The sequence below is a fragment of the Sphingomonadaceae bacterium OTU29LAMAA1 genome, from assembly GCA_024072375.1.
GTDB lineage: Bacteria > Pseudomonadota > Alphaproteobacteria > Sphingomonadales > Sphingomonadaceae > Sphingomonas.
Map to the genome: position 1 here is coordinate 2508814 of CP099617.1, position 18808 is coordinate 2527621.

Annotated in this window: 21 protein-coding genes; 11 read left to right on the plus strand and 10 right to left on the minus strand. The window is 67.4% G+C overall.

What is annotated here, in order from left to right; genetic code table 11:
* Window positions 1-62: 62 nt before the first annotated feature.
* The 4 genes from NF699_12190 to NF699_12205 all read right to left on the minus strand — a co-directional run bounded on the left by NF699_12190 (window position 63) and on the right by NF699_12205 (window position 3279).
* Window positions 63-1169 (minus strand): hypothetical protein, encoded by a 1107-nt coding sequence (locus NF699_12190; GenBank protein USU03828.1) that lies wholly within the window; start codon window positions 1167-1169, stop codon window positions 63-65.
* A 41-nt stretch (window positions 1170-1210) separates the two neighbouring features.
* A complete protein-coding gene (locus NF699_12195; GenBank protein ID USU03829.1) occupies window positions 1211-1681 on the minus strand; it encodes a hypothetical protein in 471 nt (156 codons plus the stop codon).
* 11 nt (window positions 1682-1692) lie between these two features.
* The gene (locus NF699_12200; protein USU03830.1) at window positions 1693-2655 is read right to left on the minus strand and encodes a hypothetical protein; all 963 of its coding nucleotides are present in this window, start codon (window positions 2653-2655) and stop codon (window positions 1693-1695) included.
* A gap of 306 nt (window positions 2656-2961) precedes the next feature.
* Window positions 2962-3279, minus strand: coding sequence for a hypothetical protein (locus tag NF699_12205; GenBank protein ID USU03831.1), 318 nt, complete (start codon window positions 3277-3279; stop codon window positions 2962-2964).
* A gap of 366 nt (window positions 3280-3645) precedes the next feature.
* Here NF699_12205 and NF699_12210 point away from each other — a divergent pair, with 366 nt between their 5' ends.
* From NF699_12210 to NF699_12230, 5 genes are read left to right on the plus strand one after another with little or no spacing between them, the layout of a single operon-like run.
* Window positions 3646-4710 (plus strand): type III polyketide synthase, encoded by a 1065-nt coding sequence (locus tag NF699_12210; GenBank protein USU07075.1) that lies wholly within the window; start codon window positions 3646-3648, stop codon window positions 4708-4710.
* Window positions 4707-5396, plus strand: a complete 690-nt coding sequence (locus NF699_12215; GenBank protein USU03832.1) for a methyltransferase domain-containing protein — start codon at window positions 4707-4709, stop codon at window positions 5394-5396. Before NF699_12210 ends, NF699_12215 begins: the two co-directional genes overlap by 4 nt.
* Window positions 5375-6457: an FAD-dependent monooxygenase gene (locus NF699_12220; GenBank protein USU03833.1), complete on the plus strand. Its 1083-nt coding sequence runs from the start codon at window positions 5375-5377 to the stop codon at window positions 6455-6457. Before NF699_12215 ends, NF699_12220 begins: the two co-directional genes overlap by 22 nt.
* A 38-nt stretch (window positions 6458-6495) precedes the next feature.
* A complete protein-coding gene (gene msrB, locus NF699_12225) occupies window positions 6496-6891 on the plus strand; it encodes a peptide-methionine (R)-S-oxide reductase MsrB (GenBank protein USU03834.1) in 396 nt (131 codons plus the stop codon).
* Between the two features lie 51 nt (window positions 6892-6942).
* Entirely contained in the window at window positions 6943-9123 is a 2181-nt protein-coding gene (locus NF699_12230; protein USU03835.1) for a PBP1A family penicillin-binding protein, read from the plus strand.
* On the opposite strand, the gene NF699_12235 is transcribed toward NF699_12230, so the two are convergent.
* The 3 genes from NF699_12235 to NF699_12245 are packed head-to-tail and all read right to left on the minus strand — an operon-like array spanning window position 9099 to window position 10795.
* Entirely contained in the window at window positions 9099-9773 is a 675-nt protein-coding gene (locus tag NF699_12235) for a M48 family metallopeptidase (protein ID USU03836.1), read from the minus strand. The genes NF699_12230 and NF699_12235 overlap by 25 nt on opposite strands.
* Window positions 9770-10198 (minus strand): YcgN family cysteine cluster protein, encoded by a 429-nt coding sequence (locus tag NF699_12240; protein ID USU03837.1) that lies wholly within the window; start codon window positions 10196-10198, stop codon window positions 9770-9772. The genes NF699_12235 and NF699_12240 overlap by 4 nt, the downstream gene beginning before the upstream one ends.
* Before the next feature lie 9 nt (window positions 10199-10207).
* Window positions 10208-10795, minus strand: a complete 588-nt coding sequence (locus NF699_12245) for an SCO family protein (protein ID USU03838.1) — start codon at window positions 10793-10795, stop codon at window positions 10208-10210.
* 63 nt (window positions 10796-10858) lie between these two features.
* On the opposite strand from NF699_12245, the gene NF699_12250 reads away from it, so the two are divergent.
* Complete coding sequence (locus NF699_12250; GenBank protein ID USU03839.1) at window positions 10859-11455, plus strand: ankyrin repeat domain-containing protein; 597 nt, start codon at window positions 10859-10861, stop codon at window positions 11453-11455.
* A gap of 1 nt (window position 11456) precedes the next feature.
* Here NF699_12250 and NF699_12255 read toward each other — a convergent pair whose 3' ends face one another.
* Together NF699_12255 and NF699_12260 are read right to left on the minus strand one after the other, a co-directional pair.
* Window positions 11457-12131 (minus strand): HAD family phosphatase, encoded by a 675-nt coding sequence (locus tag NF699_12255; GenBank protein ID USU03840.1) that lies wholly within the window; start codon window positions 12129-12131, stop codon window positions 11457-11459.
* Window positions 12128-12805 carry a YggS family pyridoxal phosphate-dependent enzyme gene (locus NF699_12260; protein ID USU03841.1) on the minus strand — a complete coding sequence of 226 codons (678 nt, stop codon included), beginning with the start codon at window positions 12803-12805 and terminating at the stop codon, window positions 12128-12130. Before NF699_12260 ends, NF699_12255 begins: the two co-directional genes overlap by 4 nt.
* A 21-nt stretch (window positions 12806-12826) precedes the next feature.
* Between NF699_12260 and NF699_12265 the strand changes: the two genes are divergently transcribed.
* Window positions 12827-13360, plus strand: a complete 534-nt coding sequence (locus tag NF699_12265; GenBank protein USU03842.1) for a thiamine phosphate synthase — start codon at window positions 12827-12829, stop codon at window positions 13358-13360.
* Between the two features lie 20 nt (window positions 13361-13380).
* Here the strand turns inward: NF699_12265 and NF699_12270 are convergent, their stop codons facing one another.
* Complete coding sequence (locus tag NF699_12270) at window positions 13381-14079, minus strand: hypothetical protein (protein ID USU03843.1); 699 nt, start codon at window positions 14077-14079, stop codon at window positions 13381-13383.
* A 252-nt stretch (window positions 14080-14331) separates the two neighbouring features.
* Between NF699_12270 and NF699_12275 the strand changes: the two genes are divergently transcribed.
* Genes NF699_12275 through holA form a run of 4 tightly spaced genes read left to right on the plus strand, consistent with a single transcriptional unit; the run spans window position 14332 to window position 18799 of the window.
* Window positions 14332-14775 carry a DUF3576 domain-containing protein gene (locus tag NF699_12275; GenBank protein ID USU03844.1) on the plus strand — a complete coding sequence of 148 codons (444 nt, stop codon included), beginning with the start codon at window positions 14332-14334 and terminating at the stop codon, window positions 14773-14775.
* Window positions 14776-14783: 8 nt separating this feature from the next.
* Window positions 14784-17282, plus strand: coding sequence for a leucine--tRNA ligase (gene leuS, locus NF699_12280; GenBank protein ID USU03845.1), 2499 nt, complete (start codon window positions 14784-14786; stop codon window positions 17280-17282).
* Window positions 17279-17770 carry an LPS assembly lipoprotein LptE gene (gene lptE / locus NF699_12285; protein ID USU03846.1) on the plus strand — a complete coding sequence of 164 codons (492 nt, stop codon included), beginning with the start codon at window positions 17279-17281 and terminating at the stop codon, window positions 17768-17770. Before leuS ends, lptE begins: the two co-directional genes overlap by 4 nt.
* A gap of 9 nt (window positions 17771-17779) precedes the next feature.
* Complete coding sequence (gene holA / locus NF699_12290; GenBank protein ID USU03847.1) at window positions 17780-18799, plus strand: DNA polymerase III subunit delta; 1020 nt, start codon at window positions 17780-17782, stop codon at window positions 18797-18799.
* Window positions 18800-18808: the final 9 nt, after the last annotated feature.

Consider the following 18808-nt stretch of genomic DNA (forward strand, 5'->3'; position numbering starts at 1 on the left):
CGTGTCCCGGCGCGGGAGGGGCCGCGCCGGGATTCGGAAACTCCTTTTCTGGCTGGCGGAGGTTAGTTGATCTTGACGCGGAAGCTCGCGGCCACGGACGTGCCGCCGAGAAGGGTCGGGATCGTCGCCGTCACCGTCTTGGTGGTGGCATTGTACGATCCGTTGTAGGGACCGAGCGCCTGCGTGCCGTCGTCGTTCTGGACGAAGCCGCTGAGCAGGCATTCGCCGCCGACGCCGAGGCCACCGATCGTCAGCGTGCCCGGAACGTAGGTGGTGTTGGCCGGAATGACGTCGGTCAGCTTGACGTCCGATGCCGGCGTCAACAGCGTGGCGTTGGTCGCGGTCAGGCAATATTGGACGATCGCCCCCGGCAAAGCCTTGGGGTTGAGCACGCTGATGTCGTCGGAGATGACCGTCGCCGTCTTGTTGACCGTCAGGTTGACGCTGCGGATGCCGACTTCATAGGTGGCATAGGCCCAGCCGGCGCCGTTGCGCAGCGCGTCGAAGCCGAGCAGACCGTCGTTGTCGTCATCGGCGAACACGACGTCGATGTCGTCCTTGCCGTTGACCGCCGACGGCGTCAGCGCGAGACCGGCCGTTCCCTGAGCGCCGCCGACCGCCGCCGTCGCCTTCAGCCCGACCTGCGCCATCGACGTCAGCACCGATGTCGGGATGTCGCCGACGATGAACACCGTGGCGCGGCCGTCGGCGGGCAGTTCGTCGATGAACGATGCGGTGTCGACGCCCGCATCGTAGATGCCGTTGTTGTTGCTATCGACGTAGATCTTCAGGTCGCCGATATCGTAATTGTCGGTGCCGGTCAGGAAACCGGTCGGGATCAGCTGACTCGATTCCAGCAGGAAATCCTGTGTGCCATTGGTGTTGTTGGTCACCTGAAAGGTGGTGACCGCACCGGTCTGGCCCAGATTGACCTGGGTCTTGGCCTGCGTGGCGATGACCGTCAGGTTGACCTTGCGGTCGACCACGAAGCTGGCGGTGTTCGACGTCGCCGTGCCGGCGGTGCCGTTGACCGTATAGGTCGCGCTGGCGGTGTTGGTGATGGTGGTACCGGCGACGGTACCGGTGGTGGACTGCGCGTGCGCGGTCCCGATCGACGCTATTGCGGCCGTGCCGGCCAACAACAAACGCCGCGCCCCTGTTGCGGACATGCGTGTTGCTCCTTGATGGTGATGATTGACGGGGGGAGAGATCATTTGAGGACGGCCTTGAACGCGAGTTCGCCCCCCTGCCCGGCCGATACTGGGCTGGAGAGGCGCCACCGAACGTGGGTGACATCGTCGGCAGTGGCCGGCCGCATCGTGCCTGCGGGCGTCGTCACGCGCAGGGCGGCCAGGGTGCCAAAGGTCTTGCCGTCGACCGATACTTCGGGGGCGGCGGTGGTCGCCGCGCCGCGATAGGCGACGTTCTTCGGAACCGGGTTGGCGAGGACGAGGTCGCCCAGCGCCGCCGTGCCGGTGTTGCGATAGGCGAGCACCACGGTGATCCGGTCGCCGGGCGCCACGCTGACCGCCGGCACCAGCGACGTCGTGGTCGATCCGTCGGCGGCGGCAACGCGCTTTTCGACCATCATGCGGGTCGTCATGGTCAGGGGTCCTGCAGCGAAGGCAGGCGCGGCAGCGGCGACGACCAGCGCGGCCGTGACGAACGAACGGAATTTCATGGACGGGTTCCTCACTGGATGATGACCTGGAACTGGATGGTGCGGATCGTGGCGCCGGCGATGTCGCCCAGCGTCACCGCGACGGCATTCGCATCGGCGCTGCCCGCATCGTCGTCGGCACCGTCGCTCAGCCGGACCGCGTCGAGCGTCAGGCTGCCGGGCACGTAAGCCGTGCCCTGCGGGATGGGATCGTCGACGCGGACCTGCGGGGCCGGGCCGGGAAAGCGGGCTTCGAGCCGGTAGGTGACGACGGCCCCGGCGACGGGCGTGCTCGACCCGTCGGGTGCGCGCACGCTCTGCGACTTAAGCAGCGACGGCGCGGCATCGGCACCGGTACCGACCGGTACGACGACCTCGGCGATGGCGTTGGTCTTCCCCGTCACCGCATCGGCGCCGCCATCGCCCCTGGTCGCGAACATCGTTCCCGTCAGGCCGTCACCCGTAGAGGCACGCGCGACGACGGTGAGCGAAACCGCGGTGACGTTCGCCGCGGCGGGATCGACCAGCACGAGCAACGGCAGGACCTCGCCCGGCTCGAGCAATGGCGTGCGTGCATCGGACAGGATGGTATCGATCGCCGCGTCGAACCGCCCGTCCCCGTCGCGGTCGATCGCGATGAGGCGAACCTTCGCGCTGGCGTCGGATAGCGCGCTGCTCAGGGAAAAGGCCTCGCGTCCGTTACCGCGATTGGCCAGCGTCAGCGGCACCGCGGTGCCGCCGGGCACGACGAGGATCGGCGCGGTATCGCGGCGCTCCAGCGCCACGTCGAGGCGCTCTGCGACCAGCAACGTCACGGTGTTGGAGCGCAGCGTCGATTCGCCCTGCTCGTCACGCAGGGACAGGGTCGCGACATTCGGGATCGCCGTACCGGCGCGGGTTTCGGGGATCGCCGGGTCCGCGGCGACGCGGTTCTGGGCAGAGACCGGGCTGTCGATCGACGACAGAACGAGCAGCAGCAGCGTGGCGATGGCCAATAGCCATGCCCCGGATACCCGTGTCCCGCCGATGGCCCCGAAATTACCCAATTGTCGCCCCGATGTTATGCCCGGGGTCGAAAATCAGTTGTTCTGCTTAAACAAAACCTACGGAACCAAATCGGTAGTCGATTGTTTCTATTGCCCCGTTTTGACGACGATGCCGGAATACGGACCCACTCGACGAAGGGTCAGGGTGCAGCGGTCGTAATCGTCGTTTTCATGGCCATGCGCAGACGATGCATGGATTCTGTCCTATTGTGCGACCGGGTGTATTCCCGTCATTCCGGTTCGCGCCGCAGTCCGTCAGGCGGCGCCGAGCCGCTTCAGATAGGCGGTGACGGCGGTGTAGCCCGAATCGCTCAGGGAGAGTTCGATGCGGCGGCGATCGATGGGATCGATCACCCGGTCGATCAGCTTCAGCTTGTGAAGATGATCGATCCACCGCTGGGACGTGGTCACCGGAGCGTGGGCGCTGGCGACCAGCGTCTTGACGTTCATCGTCCGACGCTCCTCATGCGCGACGAACAAAGCCAGCAGCATGTCCCATGCGGGTTCGTGGAACAGCTCGGCCGGGAAGTGATCGAACCGTGCGAGCCGCTGCGCCAGCAACTGCTTGGCCATGTCCCGCATATCCGGGGGGGTGTCCCCGAGTATGGCGGCAGGACCGTCATCGCCGACGAGTCGATCGGCCCGCGTCCCGAATTCAGCAGCGATTGCAGAGAGTTGAGTCGTCAGGTCCTTTACCAGACCGGCGATGGACTCATCAGGCACGTCGCATTCCCCAAGCGTCGTTGACTATTCCAAATCGTACCATCTGGTTGCAGAAAAAGACAAGTAATTCGGGTATAAGGCCAAATTGGTCCGATCGACCGCGGGGTCGACGCACGTGATGGGTCGCCGCGTGCCCGCCCGAAGCATGGCGATGCATCCTTGCCGCCGATCCGCGCGTTGCTGATGCTCGACCGGACCGATTGCGTGCGACAAAGGATCAGGGTGCCCGCTTACCTTCATGCCGTCGGCACCGCCGTGCCGCCTCACGACGTCCACGGCGCCTTCATCGCATGGGCCGGTACGCGCGTCGACGATCGGGCGAAGCCGCTGTTCGCGCGCATGGCGCAGCGCGCCGGCATCGCACATCGGTGGTCGGTGCTACCGGGCGTGGACGGCGCGAGCGCGGTCGACGCCGGCGGGTTCTACGCCGCCGCCATGCCGGGCACGGCGGCGCGCATGGCGATCTATGCCGCGGAAGCCCCCGCCCTCGCCCTCGCCGCGATCGGATCGCTCGGCAAACAGGTCGCGCTCGACGGGATCACCCATCTGGTGGTGGCGAGTTGCACCGGTTTCGTTGCGCCCGGCATCGACCAGATCATCGCGCGTCGGCTGAACCTGCCGGCAGACGTCGAACGGCTGCTCATCGGCTTCATGGGCTGTTATGCCGCCGTCGTCGCGTTGCGGACGGCGCGGCACATCGTCCGGTCCTGCCCGGATGCGCGCGTGCTGGTCGTCACGGTCGAACTATCGTCGCTGCATCTTCAGGCCGAGGACGCGGTCGAACCCTTGCTGGCGATGCTGCAGTTCGGCGATGGCGCGGCGGCAGCGCTGGTCACCGCGGACCCCGCCGGAATCGAGCTCGGACAGCCTTTTGCCGCGACCTTGCCCGACAGTGCCGACCTGATCCGCTGGACGATCACCGACACCGGGTTTGCGATGCATCTGGACGGGGCAGTACCCGGCCGGATCGGACAGGCGCTCGCCGACCGCGCCTTCATCGACACGGTGACGGCGGGCTCCGCGCCCGGCGATCTGTTCTGGGCGGTGCATGCGGGTGGACGATCGATCCTGGATGCGGTGCAATCCGCGCTGGATTTGCCGGGCGATGCGCTCGCGGCATCGCGCGGCGTGCTGTCCGACAATGGCAACATGTCGTCGGCGACGCTGATGTTCGTCCTCGCCCGCCTGCTCGCCGCCCCGCCGGCGCATCGCGATGGCGTCGCGCTAGCCTTCGGTCCCGGCCTCGCTGCCGAGGGGCTGGCGTTGCGGCGCGTCGCATGACTCTCGCCGTCCGCGCGCAAGCGGAGGAGCTGATGGACGCGGACGATCTGTCCGCCGACACCTATGCCGCGGTCGTTGCCGACCTCGCCCGCGTCAACACCGTGACGATGGCGGCACGTCCGACATTGGCCTTTCTCGATCGAGCCATACGTGGGCGAAATCACCTCAGGATGCTCGACGTCGGCTTCGGCGATGGCGACATGCTCCGCCGGATCGCACGCTGGGCGAGCAGGCGCGGGGTTACCGTCGAGCTGGTCGGGATCGACCTCAATCCACGCAGCGAAGCCGCCGCGCGGGCGCATACTCCCGCCGGTCTGCCGATCGTCTGGCGCACCGGCGATTACGAGGACCTTGCCGGTGACGGCTGGGACGTCATCCTGTCCAGCCTCGTCGTGCATCACATGAGCGTCGACCAGCTGGTCGCGTTCCTCCGTTTCATGGAGCGCGAGGCGTCGTGTGGCTGGCTGGTCAACGACCTGCACCGCCATCGGTTCGCACATGCCGGATTTCCGCTGCTCGCCCGCCTCGCGCGCTGGCATCCGATCGTCCGCCACGACGGCACGCTGTCGATCGCGCGATCGTATCGCCCCGGCGAATGGCCGCCGCTCCTCGAACGGGCCGGCATTTCCGATGCCCGCGTCTTTCGCGCCTTCCCCTTCCGGCTATGCGTCGAACGGCTGCGCTGATCGTCGGCGGCGGTCCCGCCGGTTCCGCCGCGGCGATCCGGCTGGCGAGCGGCGGCGCACGCCCGCTGCTGATCGAACGCCATCCGGATGGCGATGCCCTGTGCGGCGGTTTCGTCAGCTGGCGGACGATCGACCGGATCGCCAGCCTGGGTGTCGATCCCGACGCGCTCAATCGCGATCGGCTGACGCACGTCACGATCTTTGCCGGCGGCCGGGTGCGCGAAGCCACCCTGCCCCGTGCCGCGATCGGCGTATCCCGCCACCGCCTCGACACCCTGCTGCGCGCCGCCGCCATCCGCAGCGGCGCGGAGGTGGAAACCGGCGTCACCGTCCGCCAGGTCGATGGCCTGACCACGCATCTGGCGGACGGCGCGACGCTCGCAGCCGATGCGCTGTTCCTCGCCACCGGCAAGCACGACCTGCGCGGCCTCGCCCGACCAGCGGCGGCGCGGGGTGACGATCCGACGCTCGGCATCCGCGTTCGCCTGTCGCCGGCTCCTGCGCTGACCCGCGCGCTCGCCGGGCGGATCGAGCTGCATCTGTTCGAGCGCGGCTATGCCGGCATCGCCCTGCAGGAGGATGGCAGCGCCAACGTCTGCATGGCGGTGCACCGATCGCGACTGCACGCCGCCGGCAGTCCCGCGGACCTGCTCGGCGCACTGGGCCGTGAATGCCCCCGTCTCGGCGAACGACTGGAGGCACTGCCGAGCGACGCCGCGATCGATGCCATCGCCAACGTGCCCTATGGCTGGCGCCAGCGCCGCGGCACGCCCGGTCTGTTCCGTCTTGGCGATCAGGCGGGGGTCATCCCCAGCCTGGCGGGCGAGGGCATGGGTATCGCATTCGCCAGCGGCATCTCGGCGGCCGATGCATGGCTGGAGGGCGGCCCCGCCGGTGCCGCGGCGTGGCAGGAGGCGTTCGCCCGCCGGCTCGCCCGCCCGATGGCGGTTGCCGGCACCGTCCGCCGCATCGCCGAAAGCCGCTGGTCCGCCGCAGCGATCGCGATGATGCCGCCGGGACTGATCCAGGTCATGGCCCATGCGACCAGAATGGCCCCATGATGGTTGACGCCGCCCCTTCCCCTCACGAGATTGGCCCCATGGATCAGCTCAACCTTTCGGAAACCGAGTGGCGCAAGCGGCTTACGCCGGCGCAATATCACGTCCTGCGCGAAGCGGGCACCGAACGCGCCTTTGCCGGCGCGCTCACCGACAACAAGGCGGACGGCATCTATTGCTGTGCCGCATGCCACCTCGACCTGTTCGACAGCGCCGACAAATACGACAGCGGATCGGGCTGGCCAAGCTTCACCCAGCCGATCGAACCAGACCGGGTGGCGGACCATAGCGACACCAGTCACGGCATGACCCGGACGGAGACGCGCTGCGCCCGTTGCGACAGCCATATGGGCCACGTCTTCCCCGACGGACCGCCGCCGACGGGCCTGCGCTATTGCATGAATTCGATCGCGCTGGAGTTCCGCGCCCGCAAGTGATGCGGGGCGGCTTGTAGGGGGCTGCGTTAACCGGTAATCGCAGCGGTCTTCATGGCCCGTGCGCGTACCCCCCGCTCCGCTCCCGTCCGCCGTTCGCCCTGGCGTCGGCGGATCGTCGTCACCCTCCAGATCCTGATCGGCCTCGCGATACTGGCGCTGGGGGCCCTGGTCATCGCGGTCTATGTCGCCAAGTCGCAGCTGCCGAGCTTCGACGAACTGAAATCCTCGCCCAACGGCCAGATGATCCGCGTCCATGCCGCCGACGGCAGCGTGATCGTGTCGATGGGGCCGAGCTATGGCGAATGGCTCTCCTACGGCAGCATCCCTGCCGTGATGCGTGACGCCACGATCGCGGTCGAGGATCGCCGCTTCTACAGTCATCCCGGCGTCGACCCGCTCGGCATCGCGCGATCGGTGATGGTCCGCTACGAACGCGGTCGCTGGATCCAGGGCGGCTCGACGATCACGCAGCAGCTGGCGCGCAACGTCTTCCTGAACAACCAGAAGAAGTTCGGTCGCAAGTTCCGCGAATGGATCCTGGCGCTCGCGCTCGAACGCAAGTTCGGCAAGGAACAGGTGCTCGAGCTGTACCTGAACAAGGTCTATTACGGCGGCGGCGCCTACGGCATCGACGCGGCGAGCCGCAAGTTCTTCGGCCACGGTGCCGAACGGCTCAGCCTTGCCGAGGCGGCGGTGATCGCCGGTCTGGTCAAGGCGCCATCCAACTATTCCCCGACCGCCGACGCGCAGGCCGCAGTCGGCCGCGCCGGTGTCGTGCTCGATTCGATGGTCCGCTACGGTGCGATCACGCAGTCGCAGGCGGACGACGCCAACCCCAAACAGCTCGCGCTCGCCCCCGAACCACGCCAGAACAGCGCGCGCTATTTCACCGACTGGGCGCTGCCGCAGCTCGACACGCTGATCGACGAGACGGAGGCGCCGCTCGACGTGTGGACGACGCTCGACCTCGGCATGCAGCGCGACGCCGACGCGGCGGTGCGCGCCAATGCTCCCGCCGGTGCGCAGGGTGCGCTCGTCAGCCTCGATCGCGACGGCGCGGTGAAGGCGATGGTCGGCGGCAAGGATTACGTCAGCTCGATCTACAATCGCGCGACGCAGGCGCAGCGTCAGCCGGGATCGGCGTTCAAGCTGTTCGTCTATCTCGCCGCGCTTGAAGCGGGGCACAAGCCGGAGGATCAGGTCGTCGACGAGCCCGTCACGATCGACGGCTGGAGCCCGCGCAACGATTCGCGGCGCAATTCGGGGTCGGTGACGTTGCGCACCGCCTTCGCCTATTCGCTCAACACCGTCGCGGCGAAGCTGGGGCAGGAGGTGGGCTTTGCCACCGTCGCGGACATGGCGCGCCGGTTCGGCATCACCACGCCCGTCAACACGCATCCCTCGATGGTGCTCGGCACCTCCGACGTCCGCCTGCTCGACATGACCCGCGCCTTCGCCAGCGTCGCCAACAAGGGCGTCGCGGTGACACCGTACGGGATCACCAAGGTGACGGCGAATGGCCAGACGATCTACACGCACGAGGTCGATCGCAGCCGCGTGCTCGTCGCGCCGTACGTGGCGGCGCAGATGACCGATCTGCTCCAGACTGCGGTCAACACCGGCACCGGCCGCGCCGCGCAGATCGGCCGTCCCGTCGCGGGCAAGACCGGGACGACCAGTTCGTCGAAGGACGGCTGGTTCATGGGCTTTTCCAGCGGGCTCACCACCGGCGTGTGGATGGGTCGCGACGATGCCCGTCCGATCAAGGGGCTGCACGGCGGCACCGCGCCGGCGCGGGCCTGGGCGGCGTATATGAAGCCCGCAACGGCCAGCCGCCCGATCGAACAGTTCGAGACGCAGGTGACGTTGCCCGAATGGCAACTGGAGCCAGACGAGGAGACCTATTTCGGCCAGCCCGATGCCGAGACGGCCGGGCCGATGGTCGATGAGGACGGCAATCCGATCCAGCAACCGCCGCGCGATGGCGACGAGCCGGTCGACGGCACCATCCCGCCGCCGCCGGCGACGACGCAGCCGCAACAGCAGCTAGACGATCTGATCGACCGCGTTACCGGCCGCGATCATCCCAGAGATGAACGGCGCGATGAACGGCGCGACCCCGCGCTGACACCCGGTCGCCAGCCGTTACCGCGGGAGGACCGCCGCGACTTCGCACCCGCCACGCGCCAGCCGTTGCAGCGCCCGCTTCAGGACGATCGCCCGATCCAGTGAAGCCCTGCGCCGTGTGCGCGCAACCAGGCGCGTGCCGGGCTCGGGTCGCAGCCGTATAGCCGTTCGACCAGCGCGTGGAACGCGGGCCCGTGATTCATGTGGACGCGATGCGCGACCTCATGCGCCACCGTCGCCCGCCGGACGTGTCCGGGCGCGAGGATCAGCCGCCAGCTGTAGCGGATCGTGCCATCATGGGCGCAACTGCCCCAACGCCCGCGGGCATCGCCGATCGCGACCTTGCTGACGGTCACGCCGGCACGCGCGGCATATTCGGCGGTCTCCGCAGCCAGCAGATCGAGCGCCTGCCGCTTCAGCCACGTCTCGACCCGGCGGGGCAGCGTTTCGATCGGGCCGGATAGCGACAGATAATCGCCGACGACCTCGACGCGCCGCCGGCTGCCCGCTTCCCAGACGATCGTCAGTGGTGCGTCGGCGACGGTGAGCATCGTGCCCGGCGCATAGGGCCGCGGCTGCGGCAGGCGCGCGCGTTGCGCCGCGATCCAGTCCGCCTTCCCCTGCGCCCATGCCAGCGCCGGCTTCAGCGCCGCGCGTTTCGGCACCACCAGCCGTGCGACACCGCTCGCCGGATCGAGCGACAGGCGGATGCGCCGCGCCGTGGGGTGGCGCACCACTTCGAACGATTCGCTCACAATTCCCGATCGACGATATGATTTTCCAGATCGCCGACATCGTCCTCGCTCACCGTCCAGCCGCGCACCGAAATGCCGGCGGTATGGACCGATTCGCGATCACCGCTGATCAGGTAATGCCAGTCGCGCAACGGCTCGCCCGCCGCGCGCAGACGATAGGCGCAGGTCGAGGGCAGCCAGTCGATCCCGCGCACGTTGCCCGCGGTCAGCCGTACGCATTCGGGCACATAGGCACGGCGATGCTTGTAGTCGGAACAGAAGCCGCTGCGCCGGTCGAGCAGGCGGCAGGCGACGTTGGTCGGCACCACCTCCCCCGTCTCGTCGTCCTCCAACTTGTGAATGCAGCATTTGCCGCAGCCGTCGCACAGGGCTTCCCATTGTCCGCGGTCGAGCTGCTCGATCGGCAGCTCCCAGAATCTAGCCATGATGTTCGGTCATTTCGCCCAGCGCCTGATCTCGTCGGCCACGGCTCGCGGCCCCTTGTCCGACGGCAGCAGCGCGAGCGGCTTGCCAGCCGGGTCCATCAGATAGGTCGTGCGGCTGTGGTTCACCAGATAGCCGCCGCCGGGCTGCGCATCGCCCTTGCCCGCGAACACCGCCCATGATTTCGCCACGGCGTCGATCTCCGCCTGCGTGCCGGTCAGCCCGACCATGCGCGGGTGGAAGTTCGCGACGAAGCTCTTGAGCACCGCCGGCGTGTCGCGCGACGGATCGACGCTGACGAAAACCGGCACGATCCGCTTCGCCAGCGACGGATCGTCCTGCTCGATCATCGCCAGCCCTTTGCCGATCGCCGCCGCGTCGGTCGGGCAGACATCGGGGCAAAAGGTATAGCCGAAATACATGATGCGGTAGCGTCCGGCGAATTCGGTATCGCTCACCCGCTTGCCGTCCTGATCCGTCAGCGTGAAGGGCCCGCCGATCTTCGCGCCCGCCAGCGGCGCGGTCTCCTGCGAGGTGGCGGCCGGCTGACAGGCGGCCAGAGCGATAGCAACGAGCGGGGCGAGGCGCAGAATGTTCATGACCACGCCAGCTGTGATCTGTTACCGGCGGACCCGCAAGCTTTCGTCTTTGAGGGACCATCCATGATCCGCCCGCACGTTCTCCTGGTCGCTACTCTCGCCACCATCGCGGTGCCGGCGACGGCGCAGCAGCAGTCGGAAAGTTATAAATTCCTGTCGGCGATCGAAAAGGAGGACGGCAAGGCCGTCACCACGATGATCGAGACGCCCGGCAGCACGATCATCAACACCAAGGCGGTGACGACCGGCAAGGGCGCGCTGCACATCCTCGTCAGCCATTCGGGCAGCATGTATGTCCAGTATCTGCTCCAGCACAAAGCCGATCCGAACATTCGCGATGCCAAGGGCAACACCCCGCTGATGCTCGCCGCGCTGGCCGGTCGCGAGGACCTCGTCGACCTGCTGCTGACCTACAAGGCGAATCCGAATCTCGCGAATTCGTCGGGTCAGAGCGCGCTGATCCTCGCGGTGAACGGACGGAACGAGGCGATCGCGCGCACCCTGATCGCGAAGGGCGCCGATCCCGACCAGACCGACAACATGGCCGGTCTGTCGGCCCGCGACTATGCGCTGCGCGATTCGCGCAACCCGGCGATGGTGGCGCTGTTCAAGGACGCTCCCAAGAAGGTGCGCGCGCAGGTCGCAGGCCCGAAGTTCTGAATCAGGACCGGGTAAGGCCGACCAGCCGGGCGACATCGGCGAAGTCGGCCGCCACCGCATCGACGCCGATCTCCAGCAGGCGCGCGTCATGGCCGATGCCGCAATGCGTTCCCGCGCATAGCCCGATCACGTAACCGCCCGATGCCACCGCGCCGGTCGCACCGACCGGCGAATCCTCGATGATCGCGCAATCGGCGATATCCACGCCGATCGCCGCCGCGCCATGCCAGTAGAGATCCGGGGCGGGTTTCCCCTTCGCGACATGCTCGCGGCCGCTGTAGATATGCTCGCCGAACGCGTCGGACAGCCCGATATGCTGCAGGTGTCGCCGGATCCAGCGTGTCGGGCTGGACGACACCACCGCGCGGGGAAGATCGTCGGGCAGCGACCGGACGAACGCCACCGCCCCCGCCACCGCATCGATCCCCGCCGCCATCGCCCGCGCATCCTCCGCCTCGCGCGCCGCCCGGAAGCTGTCGGGCAGCGGCCCGCCGATCCAGCGTTCGATCGCGCTGCGGAAATCGGCGCCGGCCAGTCCCATGAAATTCGCCATCGAGTCCTCCGGCGTGGTCGGATGACCGGCCCCGGTCAGCCATTCCGCGATCTGGCGATTGCCGGCATATTCGCTCTCGATCAGCACGCCGTCGAAATCGAACAGCAGTCCACCGAACCTCATGCCGTCGCACTGCCGCGCGCACCGAACAGCGCACTGCCGACGCGAACGTGCGTCGCGCCCAGCGTCACCGCCGTCTCGTAATCCGACGACATACCCATGCTGAGGCCGGTCAGGTCCATGTCACGCGCCAGTTTGGCGAGAAGCGCGAAATAGGGCGCCGGCTCGATCTCCGCCGGCGGGATGCACATGAGTCCGGCGACGGGCAGCCCGGCGTCCCGCGCCTGTTGCAACAGCGCCGGCAGGTCGGCGATCGGACAGCCGCCCTTCTGTTCCTCGGCACCGATGTTGACCTGTACGAAGCAGTCGGGACGCCGCCCGGTCTTCGCCATCGCCTTGCCCAGCGCATCGACCAGAGAAGGACGATCGACCGCATGGATCGCGTCGAACAGTGCCACCGCCTCTTCGGCCTTGTTCGATTGCAGCTGCCCGATCAGGTGCAGGGCGACGTCGGGATGCTCGCTGCGCAGCACCGGCCATTTCGCCGCCGCCTCCTGCACGCGATTTTCGCCGAATGCCCGATGGCCGGCGTCCAGCAGCGGCCGGATCGCCTCGACCGGGTGCGTCTTCGACACGGCAATCAGCGTGATGTCGTCGGGCTTCCGCCCGGCTGTTCGTGCGGCGTGCGCGATGCCGGTGGTGATGGCGTCGAGCGGCGAGGGAGTGGCAGCGATCATGCGCGCCGCTATAGCGGGACGGTGGCCAATCTGAACCGCAATTGCGATCCGCGCCGCCATGCCTGGCTGATGACCGACGAACGGATCGGCGACGCATTGTTCCCGACGCTACGGGCGCTGCCCCCAGGCGCCGGAGTAGTGTTCCGTCATTACGGCCTGTCCCGCAGCGAGCGTCATCGCCTGTTCCTCCGGATACGCCGGCTCGCGCAGGCGCGGAGATTGCGGATCAGTGCCGCAAAGGGAATGCCGGGTGCCGGTGCCCATGGCGGCCGGCGCGCGCTGACCTTCGCGGCGCACGATCGACGCGAGGCGGTGGCCGGTCGCCGCGCAGGGGCGACATGGCTGTTCGTCTCCCCCGTGTTTTCGACGCGATCGCATGCCGGTGCAGGGTCGCTCGGCGTTCGGCGCGCCGCGCCGGTGGCGCGCGGGCTGGGCACGCGGCAGATCGCGCTGGGCGGCATGACCGCCGACCGCTGGTTATTGCTGCGGAACTACGGCTTCGACGGGTGGGCGGCGATCGACGGCCTGATATCGTCGTCTGCCGGCCGGCCATAGCCGGGTCATCCCGATCGGGATCAGAACCGGAAGGCGGTGCCCACGTACACCGATTGGCTGTCACGCCGCTCATCGTCCAGTCGTGCCAGCCGCTCGCGGTCGGAACGATAGCGCATGCCCGCCGTCACATCGAGATTGCGGGTCAGCGAATAGGAGCTGCTGACGTCGACCGAATAGCTCGGCATCTCCTGCGTCAGCTTCGGCGTGTTCGCCAGCGGGCGATCCGCCACGGCGATCACGCGGCTGCTCGCGCGGCCGGCACGATACGTCAGCGCGACATCGGTCGATTCGCGGCTACCCGGCTGCGGACCAAGATCGATACGGCTGACGGCACCCGATACGGCGAAACGCTTCCACCCGACGGACACACCCAGATTGTAGGCGATAGGCTGAATACCGACGGTCGGTGCCTGCACGGCGGCGGCACGGCTCGCGTCGGTCAGCGCATTGCGGTTCGAGCGCGCCCGGACGGCCACGGTGACGGCGCGCTGATCGGGACGGCTTTCGGCGGGCGTGAAGCGGAATTCGGCGCCGTTCAGGCCACCGCGGGCGATCACTGCGGCAAGCCGGGGATCGGCCGCCGCCGGTGTGAACGACCCGGCAAGGCGCGACGTCGGCGACGCGATGCGCTTGGCCGGACGTGCTCGCTCCGCGGCACCGAAGGCGGGCGCGACAATGACACCGGCAGCGATCAACGCTCCCGCCATCATTCCAGCCATCGCACGCCCCATGGCACGCTTCGCAAACACTAGCAGTCCCCTCGACTCCCGCTGCAACGCGCCTAACACGATTCCGTCGCGCGCCAATATGGCAGAGTCGCTGCCCGAAGCATCATTTTGTCCGACTGTTGCAATAGGCACACAGATTCCGGGACGGGCGTGCCATTGCGGTCGCTTCGACGCGTCGCTTGCGGGTGCACCCGTGCATCTATAGAGCGAAGGCGCCCTTTATATCGCAGGACAGTTCCGCCCATGATCCGCTCGTTGCGCACCGCCCTCATGGTCGCCGCCATCGCCCTGCCGCTCGCCGCCTGTGGCGGACGTGGTGGCAATGCCGTCGCCAAGACCGACCTCGCCGCATCCAAGGTCACGACGATCGGGGTCAACGCCTATCTGTGGCGCGCCAGCCTCGACACCCTGTCGTTCATGCCGCTGCTGCAGACCGATTCCAATGGCGGCGTCATCGTGACCGACTGGTACGTCAACCCGCAGGTCCCGTCCGAGCGGATGAAGGTCACGGTGTCGATCCTCGATCAGGACCTGCGTGCCGACGCGGTCCGTGTCGCGGCGCTGCGTGAGGTCAACCGTGGTGGCCAGTGGGTGTCCGCGCCCGTCACCGCCGCCACCACGCAGAAGCTGGAGGACGTCATCCTCACCCGCGCCCGCGATCTGCGCCGCGCCTCGATCGCCGGATAAATCACGACATGGTGACGCGTTTCAACGCGCTGACGGCGGACCGGACCTGGCAGAAGGTCTGGGACGACCGGCAGACGTTTGCTGCCAAGGATAACAGCGGCAAACCGCAGAGCTACGTGCTGGAGATGTTCCCCTATCCGTCGGGGCGCATCCACATGGGCCACGTCCGCAATTATACGATGGGCGACGTGCTGGCGCGGTTCCGCCGGATGCGCGGCTATGAAGTGCTCCACCCGATGGGCTGGGACGCGTTCGGCATGCCGGCCGAGAATGCGGCGATGGAAAAGGGCGTGCACCCCGGCACCTGGACGCTCGCCAATATCGAGACGATGAAGGCGCAGCTGAAGCGGCTGGGCTTCGCGCTCGACTGGTCGCGTGAACTGGCGACGTGCAAGCCCGATTATTACGGGCACGAGCAGGCGCTGTTCCTCGACATGTTCGCCGCGGGGCTGGTCTATCGCAAGGAATCGGCGGTCAACTGGGACCCCGTCGACATGACCGTGCTCGCCAACGAACAGGTGATCGATGGCCGCGGCTGGCGATCGGGTGCGCTGGTCGAGAAGCGCAAGCTGAGCCAGTGGTTCCTGAAGATCACCGACTTCGCCGATGAATTGATCGAAGGTCTCGGCGCGCTCGAACATTGGCCCGACAAGGTCAAGCTGATGCAGGAGAACTGGATCGGCAAGAGCCAGGGGCTGACGTTCGGGTTCGACGTGTCGGATGGGGGCAAGGTCGAGGTGTTCTCCACCCGCCCGGACACGATCTTCGGCGCCAGCTTCGTCGCGGTCGCCGCCGACCACCCGATCGCCCAAGCCATCGCCGATCGCCCGGAAGTCGCCGCGTTCATCGCGCTCTGCAAGCAGGGCGGCACCACCGCGGCCGAAATGGAGACGCAGGAAAAGCTGGGGTTCGACACCGGGCTTACCGCCGCGCATCCGTTCGACGCCACGCGCAAGCTACCGATCTACATCGCGAATTTCGTGCTGATGGATTACGGCACCGGCGCGGTCATGGGCGTGCCGGCGCATGACCAGCGCGATCTCGACTTCGCGCGCAAATATCATCTCGATGTGCAGCGTGTCGTCTCGGACGGCGACACGATCGCCCCGGTATTCGAGGGCACCGAAGCCTATACCGGCCCCGGTGCATTGGTGAATTCGCATTTCCTTGATGGCATGGATGTCGAGGACGCCAAGCGCGAGGTCATCCGCCGCGCCGAGGCCGGTGGCTGGGGCAAAGGCTCGACCGTGTTTCGCCTGCGCGACTGGGGCGTCAGCCGCCAGCGTTACTGGGGCACGCCGATCCCGATCATACATTGCGGCGATTGCGGTGCGGTCGCGGTTCCCAAGGATCAGTTGCCGGTCGTCCTGCCCGACGACGTGTCGTTCGCGATCCCCGGCAACCCGCTCGATCGTCATCCGACGTGGAAGCATGTCGATTGCCCATCCTGCGGCAAGCCGGCCGTGCGCGAAACCGATACGCTCGACACGTTCGCGGATTCGTCGTGGTATTTCATCCGCTTCGCCAGCCAGCCCAGGGACAGGCCGTTCGATCGTGAGGTCGCGGAAAGCTGGCTGCCGGTGGGGCAATATATCGGCGGGGTGGAGCATGCGATCCTCCACCTGCTGTATGCGCGCTTCTGGACGCGTGCGCTGAAGCACCTCGACCTGATCGATATCGCGGAACCGTTCACCGGCCTGTTCACGCAGGGGATGGTGACGCACGAGACGTACAAATCGTCGGATAACCGCTGGCTGTCCCCCGACGACGTTCGTGACGGCATCGAGATCGCGACCGGTGATGCGATCACCATCGGCCGCGTCGAGAAGATGTCGAAGTCGAAGAAGAACACCGTCGATCCCGAACCGATCGTCGATCAATATGGTGCCGACGCGACGCGCTGGTTCATGCTGTCCGACTCGCCGCCCGAACGCGACCTGCCGTGGAGCGAATCGGGCATCGAAGGTGCATGGCGGTTCGTCCAGCGTCTCTGGCGGCTGTTCGATGGCAACACCCCGGAACCGGGAGAGGGCGGCGACGTCGCGCTCGACCGCAAGCTGCACCAGACCATCCTCGGCATCGAACAGGATATCGAGGCGCTGGCCTTCAACAAGGCGGTCGCGAAGATCTACGAATTGTGCACCGCGATCGAACGTGCCGCACCGTCGCAGTCGCGTAGCAATGCGATCCATACGCTCATGCTGCTGGTCTCCCCGATGGTCCCGCACGTTGCGGAAGAGGCATGGGCGGCGAAGGGCTTCGACGGTCTGATCGCCGACGCCGCCTGGCCCGAAGTCGATCCGAAGCTGTTGGTGGAGGACGAGGCGACGATCGCGATCCAGGTCAACGGCAAGCTGCGCGATACGCTGACGGTGCCAAAGGACCTGCCGCGTGAAACGCTTGAGACGCTGGCGTTGGCATCCGACAAGATCGTTCGCGCCCTCGACGGCAAGCCCCCAAAAAAGGTGATCGTCGTGCCGGGACGTCTGGTGAATATCGTCATATGAGGCACGCCCTGCTTCTCGCGCCGTTCGCGCTGCTGCTCGCCGGCTGCGGCCTGAAGCCCCTTTACAGTGGCGGCTCGGGCGGCAGCGTTGCCGCCACGCTGTCGAATGTCGAGGTGGCGCCGATCGACGGCAAGTCGGGCTGGCTGATGACCAATGCGCTCCGCGATCGCCTAGCTGCCGACGGTACCCCGCAGTATCGACTGGACGTGCGGCTCGATGATTCCATCGCGGGCTTCGGCGTGCGCCGCGATGACAGCGTTACCCGCGAACGTCGCACCCTTCGCGCGCGATATCAGCTGGTGAATCTGACGGACGGCAGCGTGCTGATCGACGCCACCGCCGGATCCGATGCAGGCATCGATGTCGTCCAGTCGGAATATGCGACGATCGCGGCGGAGAACACCGCGCTGGAGCGCCTGTCCGGCATCGTCGCGGATCAGATCGTTGCCCGCATCGCGCTCTACGCGCAGCGCCGCCCGACGCCATGAAGACCACCGGTGAAGGCTAACGCGCGCGACATAAAGTCCGCGCTCGAACGCCCCTCCCCCGACATCCGCCTCTATCTGCTCCACGGCCCCGATGGTTCGGCGACCGCAGAGCTGGCGAATGTGCTCGCCAGGGCGATGGGACCGGATGCGGAGCGCGTCGACCTCGACGGCGCGACACTACGCTCCGATCCGGCGCGCCTGTCCGACGAAGCCGCGTCCATGTCGCTGTTCGGCGGTGCGCGCCATATCCGGGTTTCCCCCGCCGGCGAAGAATGTCTGGAGGCGTTCACCGCGCTGCTGGAGGCGGATCATGCCGGCAACCCTGTGGTTGCGCTCGCTCCCACGGTCAAATCGACCGCGAAGATCGTCAAGCTGGCGATCGATTCCCGACGAGCGATGGCTTTCGCGGCGTACGAGCCGAGCGCGGCCGATCTGGAGCGTCTTGCCGCAGCGATGGCACGCGATCACGGCCTGCGCTCTGGCGGGACCACCGCGGCGCGCCTGGCGGCATCGTGCGGCGGCGACCGTGCCGTGCTGGCCCGGGAGATCGAGAAACTGGCGCTGTTCCTCGACGCCGCACCCGATCGGCCGCACGACCTCGACGATGCCGCGCTCGACGCGATCGGTGCCGATCTGGGCGAGGCGGAGATGGGTCACGTCGTCGATGCGGTGGTCACCGGCCACACCGCCGTTCTGGGTGCCGAGCTTGCCCGACTGACGGAGGCGGGCACCTCGCCCATTCCCTGGCTCCGGCTGCTTGCCCGCCGTCTGATGACGCTTGCCGAGATGAAGGCCGAAACCGACGCGGGTGCGACGCAGGACACCGTCTTCAAGCGCCATCGCATCTTCTTCCGTGAAGAGGCGAACACCGCACAGGCGATACGCCGCTGGAACCCGGCGATGCTGTCGACCGCCCTTACCCGTGTCCGCAATGCCGAACGCGCGGTGATGTCGAGTGGCAATGCCGGCAGTGTCCTGGCGGAGCATGCCCTGATCGAGCTCACGCGAGGCGTCGAACGTCGGGGCTGAAGGGAATGA